The 19610-nt window shown below is 68.9% G+C and carries 15 protein-coding genes; 10 read left to right on the forward strand and 5 right to left on the reverse strand.

Annotated features, from left to right (window positions below):
• Nucleotides 1-118: 118 nt before the first annotated feature.
• Entirely contained in the window at nt 119-3637 is a 3519-nt protein-coding gene (gene dnaE, locus QQK83_RS10165) for a DNA polymerase III subunit alpha (protein ID WP_284263890.1), read from the forward strand.
• 5 nt (nt 3638-3642) lie between these two features.
• Here the strand turns inward: dnaE and QQK83_RS10170 are convergent, their stop codons facing one another.
• Together QQK83_RS10170 and QQK83_RS10175 are read right to left on the reverse strand one after the other, a co-directional pair.
• Nucleotides 3643-3948 (reverse strand): type II toxin-antitoxin system RelE/ParE family toxin, encoded by a 306-nt coding sequence (locus QQK83_RS10170; protein ID WP_284263892.1) that lies wholly within the window; start codon nt 3946-3948, stop codon nt 3643-3645.
• The gene (locus tag QQK83_RS10175; RefSeq protein ID WP_284263893.1) at nt 3935-4180 is read right to left on the reverse strand and encodes a type II toxin-antitoxin system ParD family antitoxin; all 246 of its coding nucleotides are present in this window, start codon (nt 4178-4180) and stop codon (nt 3935-3937) included. The genes QQK83_RS10170 and QQK83_RS10175 overlap by 14 nt, the downstream gene beginning before the upstream one ends.
• A gap of 102 nt (nt 4181-4282) precedes the next feature.
• Here QQK83_RS10175 and QQK83_RS10180 point away from each other — a divergent pair, with 102 nt between their 5' ends.
• Entirely contained in the window at nt 4283-5506 is a 1224-nt protein-coding gene (locus tag QQK83_RS10180; protein WP_284263932.1) for an MFS transporter, read from the forward strand.
• 122 nt (nt 5507-5628) lie between these two features.
• Here the strand turns inward: QQK83_RS10180 and QQK83_RS10185 are convergent, their stop codons facing one another.
• Nucleotides 5629-5832, reverse strand: coding sequence for a SlyX family protein (locus tag QQK83_RS10185; RefSeq protein ID WP_284263894.1), 204 nt, complete (start codon nt 5830-5832; stop codon nt 5629-5631).
• Between the two features lie 150 nt (nt 5833-5982).
• Here QQK83_RS10185 and hisS point away from each other — a divergent pair, with 150 nt between their 5' ends.
• Genes hisS through hisG form a run of 3 tightly spaced genes read left to right on the forward strand, consistent with a single transcriptional unit; the run spans nt 5983 to nt 9256 of the window.
• Nucleotides 5983-7461 carry a histidine--tRNA ligase gene (gene hisS / locus QQK83_RS10190; protein WP_284263895.1) on the forward strand — a complete coding sequence of 493 codons (1479 nt, stop codon included), beginning with the start codon at nt 5983-5985 and terminating at the stop codon, nt 7459-7461.
• The gene (locus QQK83_RS10195; protein ID WP_284263896.1) at nt 7458-8567 is read left to right on the forward strand and encodes an ATP phosphoribosyltransferase regulatory subunit; all 1110 of its coding nucleotides are present in this window, start codon (nt 7458-7460) and stop codon (nt 8565-8567) included. Before hisS ends, QQK83_RS10195 begins: the two co-directional genes overlap by 4 nt.
• Nucleotides 8564-9256, forward strand: coding sequence for an ATP phosphoribosyltransferase (hisG, locus tag QQK83_RS10200; RefSeq protein ID WP_284263898.1), 693 nt, complete (start codon nt 8564-8566; stop codon nt 9254-9256). Before QQK83_RS10195 ends, hisG begins: the two co-directional genes overlap by 4 nt.
• Nucleotides 9257-9274: 18 nt before the next feature.
• Here hisG and QQK83_RS10205 read toward each other — a convergent pair whose 3' ends face one another.
• Nucleotides 9275-9706, reverse strand: a complete 432-nt coding sequence (locus tag QQK83_RS10205) for a DUF1489 family protein (RefSeq protein ID WP_284263900.1) — start codon at nt 9704-9706, stop codon at nt 9275-9277.
• 144 nt (nt 9707-9850) lie between these two features.
• Nucleotides 9851-10891: a Hint domain-containing protein gene (locus tag QQK83_RS10210; protein ID WP_284263902.1), complete on the reverse strand. Its 1041-nt coding sequence runs from the start codon at nt 10889-10891 to the stop codon at nt 9851-9853.
• Nucleotides 10892-11218: 327 nt separating this feature from the next.
• On the opposite strand from QQK83_RS10210, the gene QQK83_RS10215 reads away from it, so the two are divergent.
• The 5 genes from QQK83_RS10215 (at nt 11219) to QQK83_RS10235 (ending at nt 19557) form a co-directional block, all read left to right on the forward strand.
• Complete coding sequence (locus tag QQK83_RS10215; protein ID WP_284263904.1) at nt 11219-13492, forward strand: adenosylcobalamin-dependent ribonucleoside-diphosphate reductase; 2274 nt, start codon at nt 11219-11221, stop codon at nt 13490-13492.
• A 92-nt stretch (nt 13493-13584) separates the two neighbouring features.
• Complete coding sequence (locus QQK83_RS10220) at nt 13585-14901, forward strand: acetamidase/formamidase family protein (RefSeq protein WP_349816226.1); 1317 nt, start codon at nt 13585-13587, stop codon at nt 14899-14901.
• Nucleotides 14902-15067: 166 nt separating this feature from the next.
• Nucleotides 15068-17263: a CHASE2 domain-containing protein gene (locus tag QQK83_RS10225; RefSeq protein WP_284263909.1), complete on the forward strand. Its 2196-nt coding sequence runs from the start codon at nt 15068-15070 to the stop codon at nt 17261-17263.
• 180 nt (nt 17264-17443) lie between these two features.
• Nucleotides 17444-18640 (forward strand): tetratricopeptide repeat protein, encoded by a 1197-nt coding sequence (locus tag QQK83_RS10230; protein ID WP_284263912.1) that lies wholly within the window; start codon nt 17444-17446, stop codon nt 18638-18640.
• Between the two features lie 2 nt (nt 18641-18642).
• Nucleotides 18643-19557 carry a FecR family protein gene (locus QQK83_RS10235; RefSeq protein ID WP_284263913.1) on the forward strand — a complete coding sequence of 305 codons (915 nt, stop codon included), beginning with the start codon at nt 18643-18645 and terminating at the stop codon, nt 19555-19557.
• The last annotated feature ends 53 nt before the right edge of the window (nt 19558-19610 follow it).

Genomic DNA, 19610 nt, shown 5'->3' on the forward strand with positions numbered 1-19610 from the left:
CAGGAAACCCGCCCTTGCCGCATAATGCAAGCCTTCCGCTGCGCCTGCGGCAGTCATCCACAAGATACCGGGGGCAAGCGGCTGGAACGCCCCAAGGGCTTGGGGTAGCCTGACATGCATGGGCACCCCGCGATTCATCCACCTGCGTCTGCACACCGAGTATTCGCTGCTCGAGGGCGCGATGCGCGTGAAGAAACTGCCGGGCTTGGTGGCCGATGCGGGCATGCCCGCCGTCGCCGTGACCGACACCAACAACATGTTCTGCGCGCTGGAGTTTTCCGAAACCGCCGCCAAGGCGGGCGTCCAGCCCATCATCGGTTGCCAGATCGACGTCGATTACGACCCGGTCCGCCCCGGCGAGCGCCCCGTGCCCTATGCCGCGCTCGTCCTGCTTGCGCAGAACCGGCAGGGCTACGAGAACCTGATGAAGCTCAACTCCTGCCTCTACCTGCGCGACGACGGCACGCTGCCCCATGTCACGCTGGAGGAGCTGGCCGCCCATGGCGCGGGCCTGATCTGCCTGACGGGCGGGCCGGACGGGCCGCTTGGCCGCCTGCTCCAGACCGGCAACCGCGGCAAGGCCGAGGCGCTTCTGACCCGGTTGCAAGCCATCTACGCCGACCGCCTCTATATCGAGCTGCAGCGCCATCCGAGCGAAGGCGGCCTGCCCGAGGCCGAGAAACTGACCGAGCGCGGCCATGTGGAGCTGGCCTATGCCCGCGACCTGCCGCTGGTCGCCACCAATGATGTCTATTTCCCGAAACCGGGCATGTATGAAGCGCATGACGCGCTGATCTGCATCGCCGAGGGCGCCTATATCGACCAGGCCGAGCCGCGCCGCCGCCTGACGCCGCAGCATTACTTCAAGTCGCCCGAGGAAATGGCGGCCCTCTTCGCCGACCTGCCCGAGGCGCTGGAGAACACCGTCGAGATCGCGCGCCGCTGCGCCTATCGCGCGCGCACCCACCCGCCGATCCTGCCCCGCTTCGCCGAGAACGAGGTGGAGGAATTGCGGAGGCAGGCCAACGAGGGCCTGCAGGCGCGCCTTGCCGTCATCCCCCATGCCGCGAGCGTCGAGGAGTACCAGGCCCGCCTCGATTTCGAGCTGGGCATCATCGAGGGGATGGGCTTTCCCGGCTACTTCCTGATCGTGGCCGATTTCATCAAATGGGCCAAGGATCACGACATCCCCGTCGGTCCGGGCCGCGGCTCGGGCGCGGGCAGCCTTGTCGCCTATGCGCTGACCATCACCGACCTCGACCCGCTGCGCTACTCGCTGCTGTTCGAACGCTTCCTCAACCCCGAACGCGTCTCGATGCCCGACTTCGACATCGACTTCTGCATGGACCGCCGCGAAGAGGTGATCCGCTACGTGCAGGAGAAATACGGCCGCGACCGGGTGGGCCAGATCATCACCTTCGGCGCGCTCCTGTCCAAGGCCGCCGTCCGCGACGTGGGCCGCGTGCTGCAGATGCCCTTCGGGCAGGTCGACCGCCTGTCCAAGATGATCCCGGTCGAGGGGGTGAAACCCGTCTCCATCGCGCAGGCGATCAAGGACGAGCCGCGTTTCCTGGAAGAAATGCGCGAAAGCGAGCAGGACAAGCGCGACGGCAAGGTCAACCCCACCCGCCGGTTGATGGATTACGCCGAGAAGATCGAGGGGCTTCTGCGCAACGCCTCCACCCACGCCGCCGGCGTGGTGATCGGCGACCGCCCGCTGGACGAGCTTGTGCCGCTCTACCGCGACCCGCGCTCGGACATGCCCGCCACCCAGTTCAACATGAAATGGGTCGAACCCGCGGGGCTGGTGAAATTCGACTTCCTCGGCCTGAAGACCCTGACCGTGGTGCAGAACGCCATCGAGCTGATCCACGCCTCGGGCCGCCAGCTGCACGAGGGGCCGGACGGCACCCGCCTCTACGACCCCGAACCGGGGACCGAGAACCAGGCCAACGCCATCCCGCTCGACGACAAGAAGACCTACGAGCTCTACGCCTCCGCCAGGACCGTCGCCGTGTTCCAGGTGGAAAGCTCGGGCATGATGGACGCGCTGCGCCGAATGAAGCCCGACTGCATCGAGGACATCATCGCGCTGGTCGCGCTCTACCGCCCCGGCCCGATGGAGAACATCCCGAAGTTCTGCGAGGTCAAGAACGGCCTCTCCCAGCGCGACACGCTGCATCCCTCCATCGACCACATCCTCGACGAGACGCAGGGCATCATCGTCTACCAGGAACAGGTGATGCAGATCGCGCAGGAAATGGCGGGCTACTCGCTCGGCGGCGCCGACCTGCTGCGCCGCGCGATGGGCAAGAAGATCCAGGAGGCGATGGACGCCGAGCGCCCCAAGTTCATCGCGGGCGCCAAGGAGAACGGCGTCGATGACGCCAAGGCGCTGGAGGTCTGGAACCTCCTCGACAAGTTCGCCAACTACGGCTTCAACAAGTCCCACGCCGCCGCCTATGCCGTGGTCAGCTACCAGACCGCCTGGCTCAAGGCGAACCACCCCGTCGAATTCATGGCCGCCGTCATGAACTGCGACATCCACCTCACCGACAAGCTGGGCATCTACAAGCAGGAGGTCGACCGGCTGGGGATCGAGGTGGTGCCGCCCTGCGTCAACCGCTCCGCCGCGACCTTCACCGTCGAGGACGGCAAGCTTGTCTATGCGCTCGGCGCGCTCAAGAACGTGGGCGTGGACGCCATGCGCCTGATCGTGGAGGGGAGGGGGAACAAACCCTTCGCCACGCTCTTCGACTTCGCCCGCCGCGTCGACCTCAAGCGCGTGGGCAAGCGCAGCCTCGAGATGCTGGCCCGCGCCGGGGCCTTCGACTCGCTCGACCGCAACCGCGCCCGCGTCTTCGCGTCCCTCGACGCGCTCACCGCCTATTCCGCCGCGATCCACGACGCCGCGGCCTCGAACCAGGTCTCGCTCTTCGGCGAGGCGGGCGAGGATCTGCCCGAACCGCGCCTGCCCAACCCCGACGACTGGCTCCCCGCCGAGCGGCTGGCGGGCGAGCATTCCGGCATCGGCTTCTACCTCTCGGGCCACCCGCTCGACGATTACATGCCCGCCCTCAGGCGCAAGGGCGTGCAGACCCTGGCCGAGGTCGAGCGCAAGGTGCAGGGCGGCGCCTTCGTCGCCAAGATGGCCGGCGCCGTCTCCTCCCGGCAGGAGCGCAAATCGCAAAAAGGCAACCGTTTCGCCTTCGTCGCGCTCTCCGATCCCTCCGGGCTTTACGAGGTGACGATGTTCTCCGACGTGCTCGAGGCGACGCGCCAGCACCTCGAGACCGGCTCGAACATCCTCCTGCAGGTCGAGGCGACGCTCGAGGCCGACCAGCTCAAGCTGCTCTGCCGCGGCGTGCAGCCCATCGACACCGCCGTCGCGCAGGAGGCCATGGGCCTGCGCGTCTTCGTCGAGGGCGAGACCGGCATCGCCTCCGTCCGCTCGCTTCTCACCCGCATGGCCGAGGACGCCGCCCGCGCCGCCCGCGGCCCGATCCACCTGTGCCTCATGCACCCCGACCTGCCCGGCGAGGTCGAGATGCTCCTGGGCGACAGCTTCCCCGTCTCTCCCCAGATCAAGGGCGCCTTGCGCTCCATGGATGGGGTGATCACGGTCGAGGAGGTCTGACCCCCTCAGCCCTCCCCCATCAGCGCCAGCCAATCCTGCCGCGCGCCAAGCACCCTGAGGATCAGGATGCCGTCGCCCTCGCCCCTATACACGATGATGTGTTTCTCTGCCGAATAGCCCCGCAACCGACCACGCGAAGGGGCGAGCGGGCGGCCCATCCCCGGCATGGAGGCGAGCAACCCGAAAACCTCCCGCAACCTGCGCGCATAGGCGTTCGCCTGATCCCGGCCCCACCGGTCGGCGCCATAGGTCCAGATCGCCTCAAGGTCGCGCGCCGCCGCAAGGCTCAGTCGGGCTTCAGTCCCGCCCATGCTCGGCGTTCATCCGGGCGAGGAACTCCTCGAAGTCGAACCCCTCCGCAACCCCGCTGTCGATGCCCTTCTGCACCTCCGCCATGAGCGAGGCCATCGCCGCCTCGCGCTCCTGGTCACGGCGGATCAGGTCGCGGACGTAATCGCTCGCGTTCGCATAACGCCCGTCGGCGCTGCGGCTTTCCACCCAGGCCTTCATCGCGTCGGGAAGGGATACGTTCATCGTCGCCATGCCGGGCACCTCCTGCGCCACAGGATAGCCCCGATGGCAATCTTTGCCAAGCGCGCGACCCCTCTTCCCTTCGCCGAAGCGCGCCCCTACCGTCGCGTCCCGATGGCACCCGACACCACCCTCGACAGCCGCGCCTCATGGGGACGGCTGGGCCTCAGCCTCCTGATCTCGCTGATCGGGAATGTCGGCATGTGGGCGATCATCGTCATCCTGCCCGCGGTGCAGGCCGAATTCGGCGTGGACCGGGCCGATGCCTCGATCCCCTATACCCTCACCATGATCGGCTTCGCCGCCGGGAACTTCCTCATCGGCCGCGCGGTCGACCGCTGGGGCATGGCGCCCTGCCTCGCGGGCTCGGCGGTCCTGATGGCGCTCGCCTATGGTGCCGCCGCCTTCGCCCCCAGCCTCGCCACGCTCTCGGCGCTGCAACTCCTGATCGGCTTCGGCACTGCCACCAGCTTCGGCCCGCTCATCGCCGATGTTTCCCAATGGTTCCTCAAACGCCGCGGCATCGCGGTGGCGATCATCGCCTCGGGCAACTACCTGTCGGGCGCGATCTGGCCCCTGATCCTCGCCGACATCCTCGCGGGCCCCGGCTGGCGCACGGCTTATCTCGTCATCGCCGCCACCACCTTCGCTGTCATGCTGCCCGCCACATGGCTCCTGCGCAAACCACTGCCGGATGGCGCGCTGCAGGCCTCCGAAAGCGCCGCCGCGCTCAAGGCGCGCGAGGCGGGCCTGTCGCCGAAAACCCTCACATGGCTCCTCGCCGCCGCGGGCATCGGCTGCTGCGTGGCCATGTCCATGCCGCAGGTCCATATCGTCGCCTATTGCACCGACCTCGGCTACGGCCCGGCGGTGGGCGCGGAAATGCTCTCGCTGATGCTGATGGGCGGCGTCGCCTCACGCCTCGTCTCGGGCCTTCTGGCCGACAGGCTCGGCGGCGTCCTCACGCTGCTGATCGGCTCCACGCTCCAGATGCTCGCCCTCATCCTCTACCTGCCGACGACGGGGCTGACCTCGCTCTACCTCGTCTCGCTCGTATTCGGCCTCAGCCAGGGCGGCATCGTGCCCTCCTACGCCATCATCGTCCGCGAATACCTCCCCGCCCGCGAGGCGGGCGCGCGGGTGGGCTTCGTCATCATGGCGACGATCCTCGGCATGGCGCTGGGCGGCTGGCTCTCGGGGCTGATCTACGACCTGACCGGCTCCTACCGCTGGGCGTTTATCAACGGCATCGCATTCAACGCGCTCAATGTCGCGATCATGGTGACGATCCTGCTCCGCTCCCGCCCGCGCAGCCCCCGCCTGGCCCAACCCGCTTAACCCTTCATCAAGGTTAACGCGCGCGCCCTGCTTTGGGTCTCTGCTTCATCTTGGCAGATACAACTCCGGGGGGAGTCGCGGTACGCGACGGGGGGCAGAGCCCCCCACTGTCCCGACGCCGATCACCAATGCGGCGGCTTCTGGTCGGCGAGCGGGATGGTGCCGCCCGCATCGACCTCGCGCTCGGCCTCGCGCTGCATCAGCATCTCGACCCGGCGGGTCAGCCGCGCGATCTCGGCATCCTGCCGCGCCACCACCTCCGAGAGGTCATCCACCGCCCGCTCTAGGTGGGCGATCCGCTCTTCCAGACCCGTGTCGCCTGCCATTCCGCCCCTCCTTCGCCGTATGCACCGGGTGTGTACGGCATGTGTACGCGATGTGTACGCGCGGCTCCGCCCGGTCAAGCCCGCCGCCTTGCCGATCCCGCGCCCCTCCGCTAGAGGGGGCGCAACCCCGGACCGGATGCGAGACGCACCATGGCCAAGCCCAAGAAACAGCCCCGCCCCAAGGCCGAAACGCCGAAAGGGTTCCGCGATTATTTCGGCGCCGAGGTGACCGAGCGCCAGCACATGCTGGAAAAGATCGCCGAGGTCTACCGCCTCCACGGCTTCGACCCGCTCGAGACCTCCGCCGTCGAAACGGTCGAGGCCTTGGGCAAGTTCCTCCCCGACGTCGACCGCCCCAACGAGGGCGTTTTCGCCTTCGAGGAAGACGACACCTGGCTCGCCCTCCGCTACGATCTGACGGCCCCCCTGGCCCGTGTCGCCGCCCAGTATCGCAACGACCTCCCCTTCCCCTATCGCCGCTACGCGATGGGGCCGGTCTGGCGCAACGAGAAGCCGGGGCCGGGGCGGTTTCGGCAATTCTATCAATGCGATGCGGATACGGTCGGCGCGCCATCGGTCGCGGCGGATGCCGAGATCTGCGGGATGCTGGCCGACACTTTGGAGGCCGTCGGCATCCCCCGCGGCGACTACATCGTGCGGGTCAACAACCGCAAGGTTCTGAACGGCGTGCTCGAGGTCGCGGGCCTTGCGGGCGAGGACAAGGCGGCCGAGCGCGGCATCGTGCTGCGCGCCATCGACAAGCTCGACAAGTTCGGCCCGGAGGGCGTCCGCCACCTCCTCGGCGAGGGGCGCATGGACGAGAGCGGCGACTTCACCAAGGGCGCGGGCCTGTCCGAGGCGCAGGCCGATGTCATCATGGGGTTCATGGACGCGCGGCGCGCGGATGGCGCGGCCACGGTGGCGCGCCTGCGCGAATTGGTGATGGGCTCACAGATCGGCGAGCAAGGCGTCCAAGAGCTTGAAACCATTGCAGAACTCCTCGCCGCCGCAGGCTACGGCCCCGACCGTATCGTCATCGACCCTTCCGTCGTGCGGGGCCTCGGCTACTACACCGGCCCGGTCTTCGAGGCCGAGCTGACCTTCGAGATCACCGACGAAAAGGGCCGCCCGCGGCAGTTCGGCTCGGTCGCGGGCGGCGGGCGCTATGACGACCTCGTCAAGCGCTTCACCGGGCAGGAGGTTCCGGCCACCGGCGTCTCCATCGGCGTCGACCGGCTGCTGGCCGCGCTGCGCGCCAAGGGCCGCCTGACCGGCGAGACCCAGGGCCCCGTCATCGTCACCGTCATGGACCGTGACCGCATGGCCGAGTACCAGGCGATGGCCACGACGCTGAGGCAGGCGGGCATCCGCGCCGAGGTCTATCTCGGCAACCCCAAGAACTTCGGCAACCAGTTGAAATACGCCGACAAACGCGCCTCTCCCGTCGCCGTGATCCAGGGCGAGGACGAGGCCGCGCGCGGCGTGGTGCAGCTGAAAGACCTGATCCTCGGCGCGAAGCTGGCCGAGGAAGCGACGCTCGAGGAATGGAAATCCCAGCCCGCGCAGGTCGAGGTGCCGCTTGCTGATCTTGTAGAAGAAACCCGCAAGCTTCTGGGCCGCCACCAGTGACCGACAAACCCGCCATCAGGGCCGAGGCCGCGCGCCTTGCGGCCTATTTCGAGGCCGCGGGCGCGTTGCCCTTCGAGGCCGATCTGCTGTTGCCCGCCGACACGCTCCTGGACCTCTACGGCGAGGATATCCGCGCCCGCGCCTACGTCACCCATGACCCCGACCGGGGCGAGATGATGCTGCGCCCCGACTTCACCGTGCCGGTCGTCCAACGCCACATGGCGGGCGGGGCCGAGCCCGCGCGCTACACCTACGCGGGCGAGGTGTTCCGCACGCAGGCCGCAGGCTCGAACCGGCCGAGCGAATACCTGCAGGTGGGCTACGAGCTGTTCCGGCGCGACGATCCCGTCGCCGCCGATGCCGAGGTCTTCGCCCTGTTCTCCGAGGTGCTTTCGCCCGCCGGGCTGCGCGCGGTGACGGGCGATATCGGCATCCTGCTGGCCGCCATCGACAGCCTGACGACGACGGACGCGCGCAAGGCGGCGCTGCGCCGCCATGTCTGGCGCCCGCGCCGCTTCCGCGCGCTCATCGACCGCTACACCGGCCGCGCGCCGGTGCCGCCCGCCCGCGCCGCGCTGGTCGAGACGGTGCAGGCGCGCGACGCGGCCACGCTGATCGCCGAGGGCGGCCCCGAGATCGGGTTGCGCAGCGCGGCCGATATCGCGGCCCGCATCGAAGCACTGGCCGAAGACGCCGCCGCCCCGCCCATTCCCGCCGCCGAGGCCGAGGTTCTGGGCGTGATCCTGTCGCTCAAGGCGGCGCTGCCCGACGCCTGCGAACAGCTGCGCGACGCCAGTGTCGACCTGCCGGGCCTCTCCCCCGCGGTCGAGACCTTCGCCGCCCGCATCGCGGCGCTGGACGACGCGGGGATCGACGTGGCGGGCCTTCCGTTCGAGGCGAGCTACGGGCGCACGACGATGGAATATTACGACGGTTTCGTCTTCGGCTTCCTGGCCGAGGGCCGCGCCGACCTGCCCCCGGTGGCCACCGGCGGGCGCTACGACGCGCTGACGCGCATCCTTGGCGGGGGGCGGTCGATCCCAGCGGTGGGCGGGGTGATCCGGCCCGAGCTTCTGCGCCGCGTGATGACGGAGGCCACGGCATGACGATCCGGCTTGGCGTGCCGTCCAAGGGGCGGCTGATGGACAAGACCTTTGCCTGGTTCGCGGATCGCGGGCTGGACATGCGGCGCAGCGGGTCCGAACGCGAATACGCCGCCGAGGTGGCGGGGGCGGACGTGGAGCTGATGCTGCTTTCGGCGGGCGAGATCCCGCGCGAGCTGGCGGCAGGGCGCATCCACCTGGGCGTCACGGGGTCCGATCTTGTGCAAGAACGCATCCCCGCTTGGGACCAGGCGGTCGAGGTGGTGGCCCAGATGGGCTTTGGCCATGCCGACCTTGTGATCGCGGTGCCGGCCTGTTGGGTGGATGTCGCAACGCTCGACGATCTGGACGTGGTCGCCGCGGCCTTCCGCGCGCGGCACGGGTTCCGCCTTCGGATCGCCACGAAATATCACCGGCTGGTGCGCGATTTCCTGCGCGAGGCGGGCGTCGCCGATTACCAGCTTGTCGACAGCCAGGGCGCGACCGAGGGCACGGTGGCCCATGGCACCGCCGAGGCGATCGCCGACATCACCTCGACCGGTGAGACGCTGCGGGCCAACCACCTGAAAATCCTTGACGATGGGTTGATCCACCGCTCCGAGGCGACGCTGTTCCGCGCGCGCGGCGCGGCCTGGGGCGCGGCCGAGCGCGCGGCCCTGGACCAGGTGATCGGCCTGATCGACGGGGCGTGATCAACCGGGCCTGACCGCTCAGAGCACCCCGATATCGGCCAGCGCCGATTGCAGCTCGGGCGGCAGCGCCTCTTCGCTCTCGCGGCCCTTGGGCAGGTCGCGCGGTGCATCCTCGGGCTTGAGGTAGCGCCAGCCCTGGAAGGGGCGTTTGGGTGTCGCAGCCACCCGCGTCACCTCGGGGTCGAGCACGATGCCGCAGCGCGTGATGCCGTCGCCGCCCATCACCTCGTCGAAGCGCAGGATGCGCTGGCGGCACAGCACCAGCCCCTTGAACACCCAGTAGAGCGAGCCGCCGTTCAGCACCTCGTCGGCGCGCTTGGGCCACATCCGCGTGACATGCCGCGGCAGTCCGTCCGGCCCCTTGGCGCGCGGGTTCTTCTGCCAGTCGAGCAGGTCTTCGACGGCTTCGGCGCCGACGCAGAGTTTCACCAGATGCACGTGATTTGTCATGAGATGCCCACATTCCCTTGCGGCACACCTAGCATGGCAGACCACGGCCGCAAGGCCATGGCCCGCCATGCACCCATGCGCGCCTGTGGCCTGGGGGGCGGTGGCGCATGGGGTCCGGTTGCCTGCGCGCGCAGGCCGCCCGCGTCAGCCGGGCCCGCCCGCGGCCAGCAATTCCTTTCGGGTGATGAAGGGCAGGGCGGGCTCCATCGGGTCGAGAGGCGCGGAGAGAAGCTCGGGGAAGACCGTCCTGATCTCGTCGAGCGCGCGCGGGTCGAGGCCCTGCATCCGCAGCTGTGGCCCCAGGAACAGGCTTTCGGCCGGCAGCCCGTTCGCCACGAGAACGAGATGCTCACGGCACAGGATGTGGTGATAGTCGAGCCGCCGCGTCTGACGGTCGACATAGGCGATGTCGCCGACGAGGTGACGGGCGGCGCACAGCCCCCGCGGCACGCCCGCCACCAGTTCAAGCGCCGGCGGCGCCACCTCGATCCGGTGCTGCGGAGAGACCACGAGTTCCGTGTAGGGGCGACCGGCGCCAAAGGCGTTGGTGCGGATCCGGATCGGCCGGATCGCGCGGACCTCGGGGCGCGGCACCATCAGGTTGACGGTCCTGCGACCGGTCCAGAGGATCTCGTGGAAGCCGTCATGCGTGTCCAGAACCTGCCCACCCGCCTGCAGGTCCTCGACCGGGAGATCCCCGTCCGGGGTGCGGATCAAGGTTCCGGCCGCGAAACAGGGAATGACGGCCGGATCCGCCGTCAGCGAAAAGCTGACCAGCAGGTTCTCGAGCCCCAGGAGCGCCTCGGGCGGGCCGTCCGGCAGGATGAGGAACACCTGCCCGCCGGCCTCGAACACGGTGACCTCGACCGGGTCGCCGATCAGGTCGAAGACGGCACCGGTGATGCCACCGAGCAGCCCGCCGATCCCTCCGAGCAGGCCGCCACCGTCCGACACGGCGGTGCCCACCTGCATGGTGCCCGAGCCGATGAAGGTGATCGCCTCTCCGTTCAGCGTCGCGGTGCCGGTATCGCCGGGGCCAAGCACCCCGTCATCCTCTTCGAAGGTAGCGGTGATCGGATCACCCAGGGCCGTGAATGCGAATGTGTTCGCGTTCAGACCTGCCAGCGTGGCGTCTGCGCCGAGAACCGCGTTGAACGGGGTAACGGTGGTAATCGTACGTGTCATTCGAGCCTCGGGTAATCCGACCGAAACCCGGGTAGGCTGATTGGAGATATTGAGTCAAATACTTGATATACATATATTTTATTTTTCTTTCCTGATGAAACTTCGGCCCGATGGCTTTCGTTTCTCATAAATTGGACGGTCCGTTGGCGATCGTCGATAATGATGATTTTGCACATAAATTAAGCAGTTTTCGCCTGCCTCACGGGCGGTGGCACGTGTAGGTGCAGGGCCCGGCACAAGACGGGCGCGACTCGCGCATGATCGTTGACCGGGCCGATGCGGTGGCCTATCTCATGGCTCCCCTGACCCTGCCGGAAAATCGCTGCCATGACCCGCTTCGCCGCCCCCATCGCCGAACAGATCTGGGATATGAAATATCGCCTGAAAGAGGCGGACGGCACGCCCATCGACCAGTCGGTCGAGGATACGTGGCGGCGGATCGCCCGTGCGCTGGCCTCGGTCGAACAGGACGCCGCGGGCTGGGAGGATCGGTTCTACACCGCGCTCGAGGATTTCAAATACCTGCCCGCGGGCCGGATCGTGGCGGGGGCGGGCACGGGGCGGTCGGTGACGCTGTTCAACTGCTTCGTCATGGGCACGATCCCCGACAGCATGGGGGGCATCTTCGACAACCTGAAAGAGGCCGCGCTGACCATGCAGCAGGGCGGGGGGATCGGCTACGACTTCTCGACCATCCGTCCCAAGGGGGCCGAGGTGCATGGCGTGGCCGCCGATGCCTCGGGGCCGCTGTCCTTCATGGATGTCTGGGACGCGATGTGTCGCACGATCATGTCGGCGGGCTCGCGCCGCGGCGCGATGATGGCGACACTGCGCTGCGACCACCCGGATATCGAGGCCTTCATCGACGCGAAGTCCGACCCCGCGCGGCTGCGCATGTTCAACGTTTCGGTGCTGGTGACCGATGCCTTCATGGCGGCGGTCGAGGCGGATGGCCCGTGGGAGCTGACCTTTGGCGGTCGGGTCTATCGCACCCTGCAGGCGCGCGACCTGTGGAACAGGATCATGCGCGCGACCTATGATTACGCCGAACCGGGCGTGATCTTCATCGACCGCATCAACGCCGAGAACAACCTGAACTACGCCGAGACCATCGCGGCGACGAACCCCTGCGGCGAGCAGCCGTTGCCGCCCTATGGCGCCTGCCTGCTGGGGTCGGTCAACCTTGCGCGGCTGGTCGATGATCCCTTCACCGAGGCGGCAAGGATCGACGAGGGCAAGCTGGCCGATCTGGTCGCGCTCTCGGTGCGGATGATGGACAATGTCGTCGACGCCTCGCGCTTCCCGCTGGAGGCCCAGGCGCAAGAGGCCGCGGCCAAGCGCCGGATCGGGCTGGGGGTCACGGGCCTTGCCGATGCGCTGGCGATGATCGGGCTGCGCTACGGGTCCGAAGCGGCCGCTACGAAATCCGCTGAGTGGATGGCGGTGATCGCCAACGCGAGCTATCGCGCCTCGGCCCTGCTGGCGCAGGAAAAGGGGGCGTTCCCGCTTTATGACAAGGCGGCCTATGCCGAGGCCCCGATGATCAAGCGGCTCTCGCCCGAGGTGCAGGCGCTGATCGCCGAGCACGGGTTGCGCAATGCGCTGCTGACCTCCATCGCGCCGACCGGCACGATCTCGCTTTTCGCCGGGAACGTGAGTTCAGGGATCGAGCCGATCTTCGCCAATTCCTACACCCGCAAGGTGCTTCAGCCCGACGGGACACGCACCGAGGAAGAGGTGGTCGATTACGCCGTGGCCGCATGGCGCGACCGCATGGGCGACACGCCCCTGCCCGAGCATTTCGTCACCGCCCAGACGCTTGCCCCGATGGATCACGTGCGGATGCAGGCCGCCGCCCAGCCCTGGATCGACAGCTCGATCTCCAAGACGATCAACGTGCCCGCCGACATCTCCTTCGAGGATTTCAAGGACGTCTACACGCAGGCCTACGCCACCGGCTGCAAGGGCTGCACGACCTACCGCCCGAACGACGTGACCGGCTCGGTCCTGTCGGTCAGCGAAAGCGCCGACAAGCCCGAGGGTGTCGAGGCCGCCGAGGCGGCAGGGGGCGAGATCATCTACATGTCCGAGCCGCTGGACCGGCCCGCCTCGCTGGAGGGGCACACTTACAAGGTCAAGTGGCCCGACAGCGAGCATGCGCTGTACATCACGATCAACGACATCGTGCTGGCGGGCCACCGGCGGCCTTTCGAGGTCTTCATCAATTCCAAGAACATGGAGCATTTCGCCTGGACGGTCGCGCTGACGCGGATGATCTCGGCGGTGTTCCGGCGCGGCGGCGACGTGAGCTTCGTGGTGGAGGAGCTGAAGGCCGTCTTCGACCCGCGCGGAGGGGCGTGGATGAACGGCAAGTATGTTCCTTCGATCCTGGCCGCCATCGGCGGCGTGATCGAACGGCACATGATCGCCATCGGCTTCCTCGAGGGGGAGGGGATGGGCCTGAAATCCGACCCGCAGGAGCAGGTGGTGAACCTCGGCCACAAGCCCGGCCCGGCCTGCCCCAATTGCGGACAGTTCGACATGCGCATGGCCGAGGGGTGCCTGACCTGCAACAGCTGCGGCTATTCCAAGTGTAGTTGAGGGGCGGGGCAGGGGCGGCTTGGGCCTTGCAGGGCTTTCGCCGAACGCTAACCTTCCTGCGCTCACGGCAAAACACCATCAGGGAGGCACCCATGCCCGACGGCAGCACACCCACGTCACGCCGAAGCGTCGTCGTTTCGGAATTCACGAACTCGGTCCTTGACCCGCAGGCCCCCATGCTGGGGCCCATCGAGAACGGCGGCACGATCATCGCCAATACCGCGCCGGGCTGCTGGGGCCCGATGATCACGCCGCGGCTGCGTGGCGGGCACGAGGTGACGACGCCGGTCTTCGTCCAAGGGGCCGAGGTGGGCGATGCCGTCGCCATCCGCATCCGGGACATCACCGTGACCTCGATCGCCACCGCCTCGGGGCATGACAGCTCGCCCGAGGGGTTCTGCCTTGGCGACCCCTATGTCGCGGCGCGCTGCCCGGTCTGCGATACCGTCTGGCCGGAAACCCATGTCGAGGGGATCGGCCAGGACGCCGTGAAATGCGACGCTTGCGGCAACGCGGTGAAACCCTTCGAGATCGTCCACGGCTACACCGTCACCTTCGACGAGACCCGGAGCGTGGGCCTGACCCTGCCGCAGGAGGCCGCCGAGACCGTGGCGCGCGACGCGAACCATTACGCGGCCCTTCCCGACGGCAGCCGCCAGCATTCCATCCTGACCTACGCGCCGTCCGACATGCCCGGCACGCTGGTGCGGATGCGGCCCTTCATGGGCCAGCTCGGAACCTGTCCGTCCATGGCCATGCCCGACAGCCACAACGCGGGCGACTTCGGCGCGTTCCTCGTCGGCGCGCCACATGACTACGCGATCACCGAAGAGCAGCTCGCGGAGCACAAGACCGACGGTCACATGGACATCGACGCGGTCCGCGCCGGTGCGATCATCGTGTGCCCGGTCAAGGTGCCGGGCGCGGGCGTCTACATGGGCGACATGCACGCGGGGCAGGGCGACGGCGAGATCGCCGGTCACACCATGGACGTCTCGGGCAGCGTGACGCTTCAGGTCGAGGTCGTGAAGGGCTACCCCATCGACGGGCCGGTCCTGTTCCCGCTGGAGGAAGACCTGCCGCCGCTGGCCAAGCCGTTCTCCGAGGCGGAGAAGGCCAAGGGGCGCCGGCTTGCCGAGAAATGGGGCGTGACTGATATCGAGCCGCTGGCCCCGGTCTCCGTCATCGGCACGGCGGCGAACCTCAATGCAGCCATCGACAACGGCCTGTCGCGCGCGGCGGCGCTGCTCGACATGACCGTGGCCGAGGTGCGCAATCGCGCCACGGTGAACGGTGCCATCGAGATCGGCCGCGCGCCCGGCGTGATCCAGGTCACCTTTCTTGCGCCGCTGGCCAGGCTCGACGCGGTCGGCCTTGGGGACTACGCGCGCGAGCAATACGGGCTCTGACATCATGGGCCGGGGCGGGATGCCCCGCCCCGGCCGTTTCGCCCCGCCCCGCCCCGCCCTGTCCCTGCACGCCGTGGCGCAAGGCGTGCCCGCCGTCAGGCGATGACAAGGACCGCGCCGGCATAGTATCCCGTCAGGGCAAGTGTCTTGGGTGCGAGTGTGCGTGATGCGTCTGGTTCTGTGGACCTGGGTCTGGGCGAGCGTGGTGGCGCTTGTCGGCGGCGCGGTCGTTCTGAGCGAGCCGCGGCCCTACCTGATGATCCGCGATCTTGCTCAGGATGCGATCCAGCGGATGCATCCTCGGCCCTACGATCCCGCCTCGCCGGTGGCCATCGTCGATGTCGACGAGGGGTCGCTTGCCGCCTTCGGGCAATGGCCGTGGCCGCGGACCCTGCTGGCCGCGATGACCGACCGCCTTTACGAGCATGGGGCCATCGCGGTCGGCTATGACGTGATCTTTCCCGAGCCTGACCGGACCTCGCCCGAACAGGTGGCGGTGACGTGGCAGCGGTTCGGGGGGCCGACCCTTCCCGAACCCGACCCCGGATCAGGGGCCACGCATGACGCGCAATTCGCCCGCGCCGTGGCCTCCGGTCCGACTGTCCTGTCGGTCGCGGGTGGCGCGGGGCCCGTGCCCGACCTGCCCGCGGGGGTCGCGGTCACCGGCGGATGGCCGACCGCGCTGACCCGTTTTCCCGGCGCGCTGTCGAACCTGGCCGAGCTGGACGCCGCGGCCGCGGGCCTTGGTGCGATCAGCCTGAGCGCCGGCACCGACGGCGTCGTGCGGACCGTGCCCCTCGTGGTCGGCATGGGAGAGCAGCTGGTGCCGTCCCTGTCGCTCGAACTGCTGCGCGTGGCGCAGGGCGCGCGCGGCCATGTCCTGCGCACCAGCGAGGCATCGGGCGAGATCTCGGGCGGCAGCGCGGCGGCGGTCGCCGTGCGCACCGGCGCGATCGAGATCCCGGTCGAGGCGAACGGCCATTTCCGGGTGCATTTCGCGGGCCGGCAGGACGGCCGCGTCACACCCGTCGCCCGCGTGATGGCGCGCGAGGGCTTCGACCCGGCGCTGGCCGAGCGGGTCGGTGGCCGGATCGTGCTTGTCGGATCCTCGGCGCAGGGGCTGTTCGACATCCGCGCCACGCCGCTGGACGCGGCGGTTCCCGGCGTGACGGTCCATGCCGAGGTGCTGGAACAGGTCATCGCCGGGCATTTCCTGTCGCGCCCGGACTGGATGAAGGGGCTGGAGCTTGTGCTGCTGGTGCTGGGGGCCGCCGGGGTCGCGCTGGCGCTGGCGCGCAACCGGCCGCTTTGGGCGCTTGGCGTGGCCGTGACCGTCTCGGCGGGGGCGGCGGCTGCGGCCCCGGCGCTGTTCGTGGCGCGCGCGGTGGTCTTCGATCCGGTGGCCGTTGCGTCGGTGCCGTTTCTCGTGTTCCTGCCCGGCGCCGCCGCGGGGCTGCTGGCCAAGGAACGCGCCCGCCGGTCGATCCGGGCCCGCTTCGCCCATTTCGTGCCGGTCGACCTGCTGCCCCAGATCGAGGCGAACCCCGAACGCGCCCTGACGCCGCTGGGCTCGGAACGCGAGTTGACGGTGGTCTTCATCGACATGCGCGGCTTTTCCACCGCCTCCGAAGGCATGTCGCCCGAACAGGTCGTGACCCTCGTCAATGCCTTTCTCTCGGAGGTGAGCGAGGTGCTCGTGTCGCATCGCGCCACGATCGACAAATACATGGGCGATGCGATCATGGCCTTCTGGAACGCTCCCATCGAACAGGCGGGCCATGTCGCCCGCGCCGTCGGTGCGATGCCCGACATTCAGGCCGCCGCCCGCCGGGCCAGCGACCGGATGCAGGCGGAGGGGCTGCCGCCGATCTCGGTGGGGATCGGGCTGAACACCGGCCGGGCCGCCATCGGCCTGATGGGGTCGCAGGCGCGGTTGAGCTACACCTGCCTCGGGGAATCGGTGAACCTCGCCGCGCGGCTGGAGGGGCTGACGCGGATCTACGGCGTCTGGAACTGCGTCGGCCCGGCCACCGCCGCGCAGTGCCCGCCGGGCTTTGTCGCGCTCGGCCTCGACCTGATCTCGGTCAAGGGGTTTCGCCGCGCGGTCGAGGTGTCCACCGTTCTGCCCGCGAAGACACCCGGCCTGGCCCAGGTCGCAGCCACGCTGGACCGCGCGCGAGAGGCCTATCGCCATGGCGACTGGTCAGGGGCCGAAGCGGCATTCGAAACGCTGCGCGCGCTCGATCTTGCCGATTGCGACACCGCGGTGCTGGCGGATCTCTACCTGCACCGCATCGCCGACTGGCGCCGCGCGCCGCCCCCGGCGGATTGGGACGGAAGCCACGTCGCCCTCGCAAAATAGCGGCCCCGAGGCACGGCTTCGCCAGCGCGCCCACAGCCGGATGGCCCCTGTCGGCCGCAATGGGCACCGCGTTGCCCACTTGTGATTCCACATGCTTTGTGCTGCACTCCGATTTTGGATTGATGTTGCGCGGTCCCGTGGGGCCGCCTGTTTTTTGACCTCGATCGAGGAGAGTAAGTGGTGACGTATTTCCCCGCAGCAGCGGTCAGGTTCGCCTGTGTCGCGCTGCTGACCGTGATGCCCCCGGCGATGGCCCTGGCGTCCACGCCGCAGGAGCAGGCCCGCGACGACGCCTTCGAGCGCATGTACAACGCCCCCACCGACCGGGATGCGATGCTGGACTATGCGCGGGCAAGCATCGCGCTGCGCGATTTCGAGGCGGCGATGGCCGTTCTGGAGCGACTGGTCGCGCTGGAACCGGACAATGCCGAGGCGCGGCGGCAGCTGGCGCTGGCCCAATTCGCGCTCGGCGCGGACGAGTTGGCCGCGCAGACGCTGCGCCGCGTGGTCGACAGCGGCGATGAGGCCGCCGCCGCCCGTGCCGAACCCTACCTGCGGGCCGCCGAGGCGCGCGCGGCCCCGTCCAACCTGTCCGGCAGCGTCAGTCTCGGGGGCACCCTGTCCTCGAACGCGGCCGACCGCGGAGCCGAGGCCGGCCTGACCCTGTCGTGGCGCCACGATCTCGGCACGGCTGGCGGGGCGACGTGGTTGACCCGGTTCTCGGTGGCGGCGCGCAATTACGCGGACCGTCCCGACGATCCGGAGCGGCGTCAGATCTCCTTGCGCAGTGGCCCGGTGCTGCGGACCGGTCCGAATGCCGAAAGCGCGGTGCTTCATCCCTACCTCCTGCTGTCGACCGCGCGCGGAACGGATGGCGCGGATACGCGCCGCCTCGGCCTCGGGGCGAACCTGCGCGCCCGGCTCGGCACCCGCGGCGGCCTCGTGGGAGAGCTGAGCGCCGGCGCGCTCGACACCGACCTGACGGGCAGCGGCCGCTTCGCGTCACTGGGCCTGACGGGCCTCTACCGCCTGAGCGAGGCGACGACCCTGTCCCTGCGACTGTCGCATGAGGATCGCCGCGGCCTGACCATCGCCGACGAGATCGAGCGGCAGGCGACGCTGGATATCTGGCACGACTTCCGCCCCGGCTTCGTCGAGGTGGCGCGGGACTGGCGCGTCGGCGGCATGCTGCGCGGCGTGTCGATCACCTCGGACGTGCGCGACTACGATGAAGTCACGGCAGGCGTGATGGCGCGGATGTGGGTGAGCGAGCAGGGCTTCGTCGATGCGGCGCTCGGCCGCTCGCGCAGGTCCGACACCGCCTCGACGGTGGGCTCGTCGAACTGGGTGACGCTGCGGATGGGGTGGGAGTTCTGATCATGTCGAAGACGCGTGAAATGATGTACCTGCCCCGCCCTGCAGCCGCCGCGGTCCTGCTGGCGCTGTCGCTGTCACTGCCCGCTACAACGGCACAGGCCCAGGAGATCGGCACCGTCGCGCTCTCCGTCGCCCGCGTCACCGGCACCCCGCCGGCCGCCGCGACGCGTGCGCTCCCGCTCGGCACGCGGGTCGTGACGGAGGAAGAGGTCGCCACCGGCCCCGACTCCCGCGTCGAACTGCTGTTCCGCGATCAGACCAGCCTGTCGCTGGGCGCGAACACCGCCGTGGTCCTGGATCGTTTCGTGTTCGATCCCGGCACCGGGTCGGGGGACATGGCCCTGCGGTTGACGCAAGGCGCGCTGCGCATGATCGGCGGCGCCACGTCCGACGCCCGGCCCGCGGTCGTCACCACCCCCACGGCGACGATCGGCATCCGCGGGTCCTCGGCGCTGATCACCAGCGACGGCCAGCAGACGACCGCGGTCTTCATCGCGGGTGACGAGCTGTGCCTCACGCCCGCGGGCGCGACCGACAGCTTCTGCACGACGCAGACCGGGGGGCTTTTGTCCGAGGCCGGTTTCCTCGGCATCGTGCCCGCCGACACACTGGCCCGGATCACGAACCTGATCGACGGTGTCTTCGCCGGGGATGGCGGGTTCACCGACCTCGACCTTCTGGACCTCGAGGCGGTCGTGCCCGTCGACGTGCGCCCCTTCTCGACCGGCGGCACGCAGGCGCCCACAGGCCCCGACGGCCTGCGCGGTCCGCCGGTTCCGCCGGTGTTCGAGGACGACGCCGGCGAGGAAGACTACGGCGAGGAAGAGTATTTCGAGGGGGAGTATCCCGAGGAGGGGCCCGGCGGTAACATCGTCGAGTTTCCCGGCGGGGGCTGCCTCGGTTTCCAACGCTGTTGATAGGGATTGCGCCAGGCGGCAGTCACGCGGCGACCGGGACAGGGGGCCTTTCC

It is taken from the genome of Roseicyclus amphidinii (genome assembly GCF_030163755.1).
Lineage (GTDB): Bacteria > Pseudomonadota > Alphaproteobacteria > Rhodobacterales > Rhodobacteraceae > Roseicyclus > Roseicyclus amphidinii.

Excerpts from the sequence above, each read along its gene's own strand:
- QQK83_RS10225 (WP_284263909.1), top strand. The coding sequence starts at position 15,068 with ATGCGTCTGGTTCTGTGGACCTGGGTCTGGGCGAGCGTGGTGGCGCTT.
- QQK83_RS10205 (WP_284263900.1), bottom strand. The coding sequence starts at position 9,706 with ATGACAAATCACGTGCATCTGGTGAAACTCTGCGTCGGCGCCGAAGCC.
- hisS (WP_284263895.1), top strand. The coding sequence starts at position 5,983 with ATGGCCAAGCCCAAGAAACAGCCCCGCCCCAAGGCCGAAACGCCGAAA.
- QQK83_RS10185 (WP_284263894.1), bottom strand. The coding sequence starts at position 5,832 with ATGGCAGGCGACACGGGTCTGGAAGAGCGGATCGCCCACCTAGAGCGG.
- dnaE (WP_284263890.1), top strand. The coding sequence starts at position 119 with ATGGGCACCCCGCGATTCATCCACCTGCGTCTGCACACCGAGTATTCG.
- QQK83_RS10220 (WP_349816226.1), top strand. The coding sequence starts at position 13,585 with ATGCCCGACGGCAGCACACCCACGTCACGCCGAAGCGTCGTCGTTTCG.
- hisG (WP_284263898.1), top strand. The coding sequence starts at position 8,564 with ATGACGATCCGGCTTGGCGTGCCGTCCAAGGGGCGGCTGATGGACAAG.
- QQK83_RS10175 (WP_284263893.1), bottom strand. The coding sequence starts at position 4,180 with ATGGCGACGATGAACGTATCCCTTCCCGACGCGATGAAGGCCTGGGTG.
- QQK83_RS10210 (WP_284263902.1), bottom strand. The coding sequence starts at position 10,891 with ATGACACGTACGATTACCACCGTTACCCCGTTCAACGCGGTTCTCGGC.
- QQK83_RS10215 (WP_284263904.1), top strand. The coding sequence starts at position 11,219 with ATGACCCGCTTCGCCGCCCCCATCGCCGAACAGATCTGGGATATGAAA.
- QQK83_RS10235 (WP_284263913.1), top strand. The coding sequence starts at position 18,643 with ATGTCGAAGACGCGTGAAATGATGTACCTGCCCCGCCCTGCAGCCGCC.
- QQK83_RS10180 (WP_284263932.1), top strand. The coding sequence starts at position 4,283 with ATGGCACCCGACACCACCCTCGACAGCCGCGCCTCATGGGGACGGCTG.
- QQK83_RS10170 (WP_284263892.1), bottom strand. The coding sequence starts at position 3,948 with ATGGGCGGGACTGAAGCCCGACTGAGCCTTGCGGCGGCGCGCGACCTT.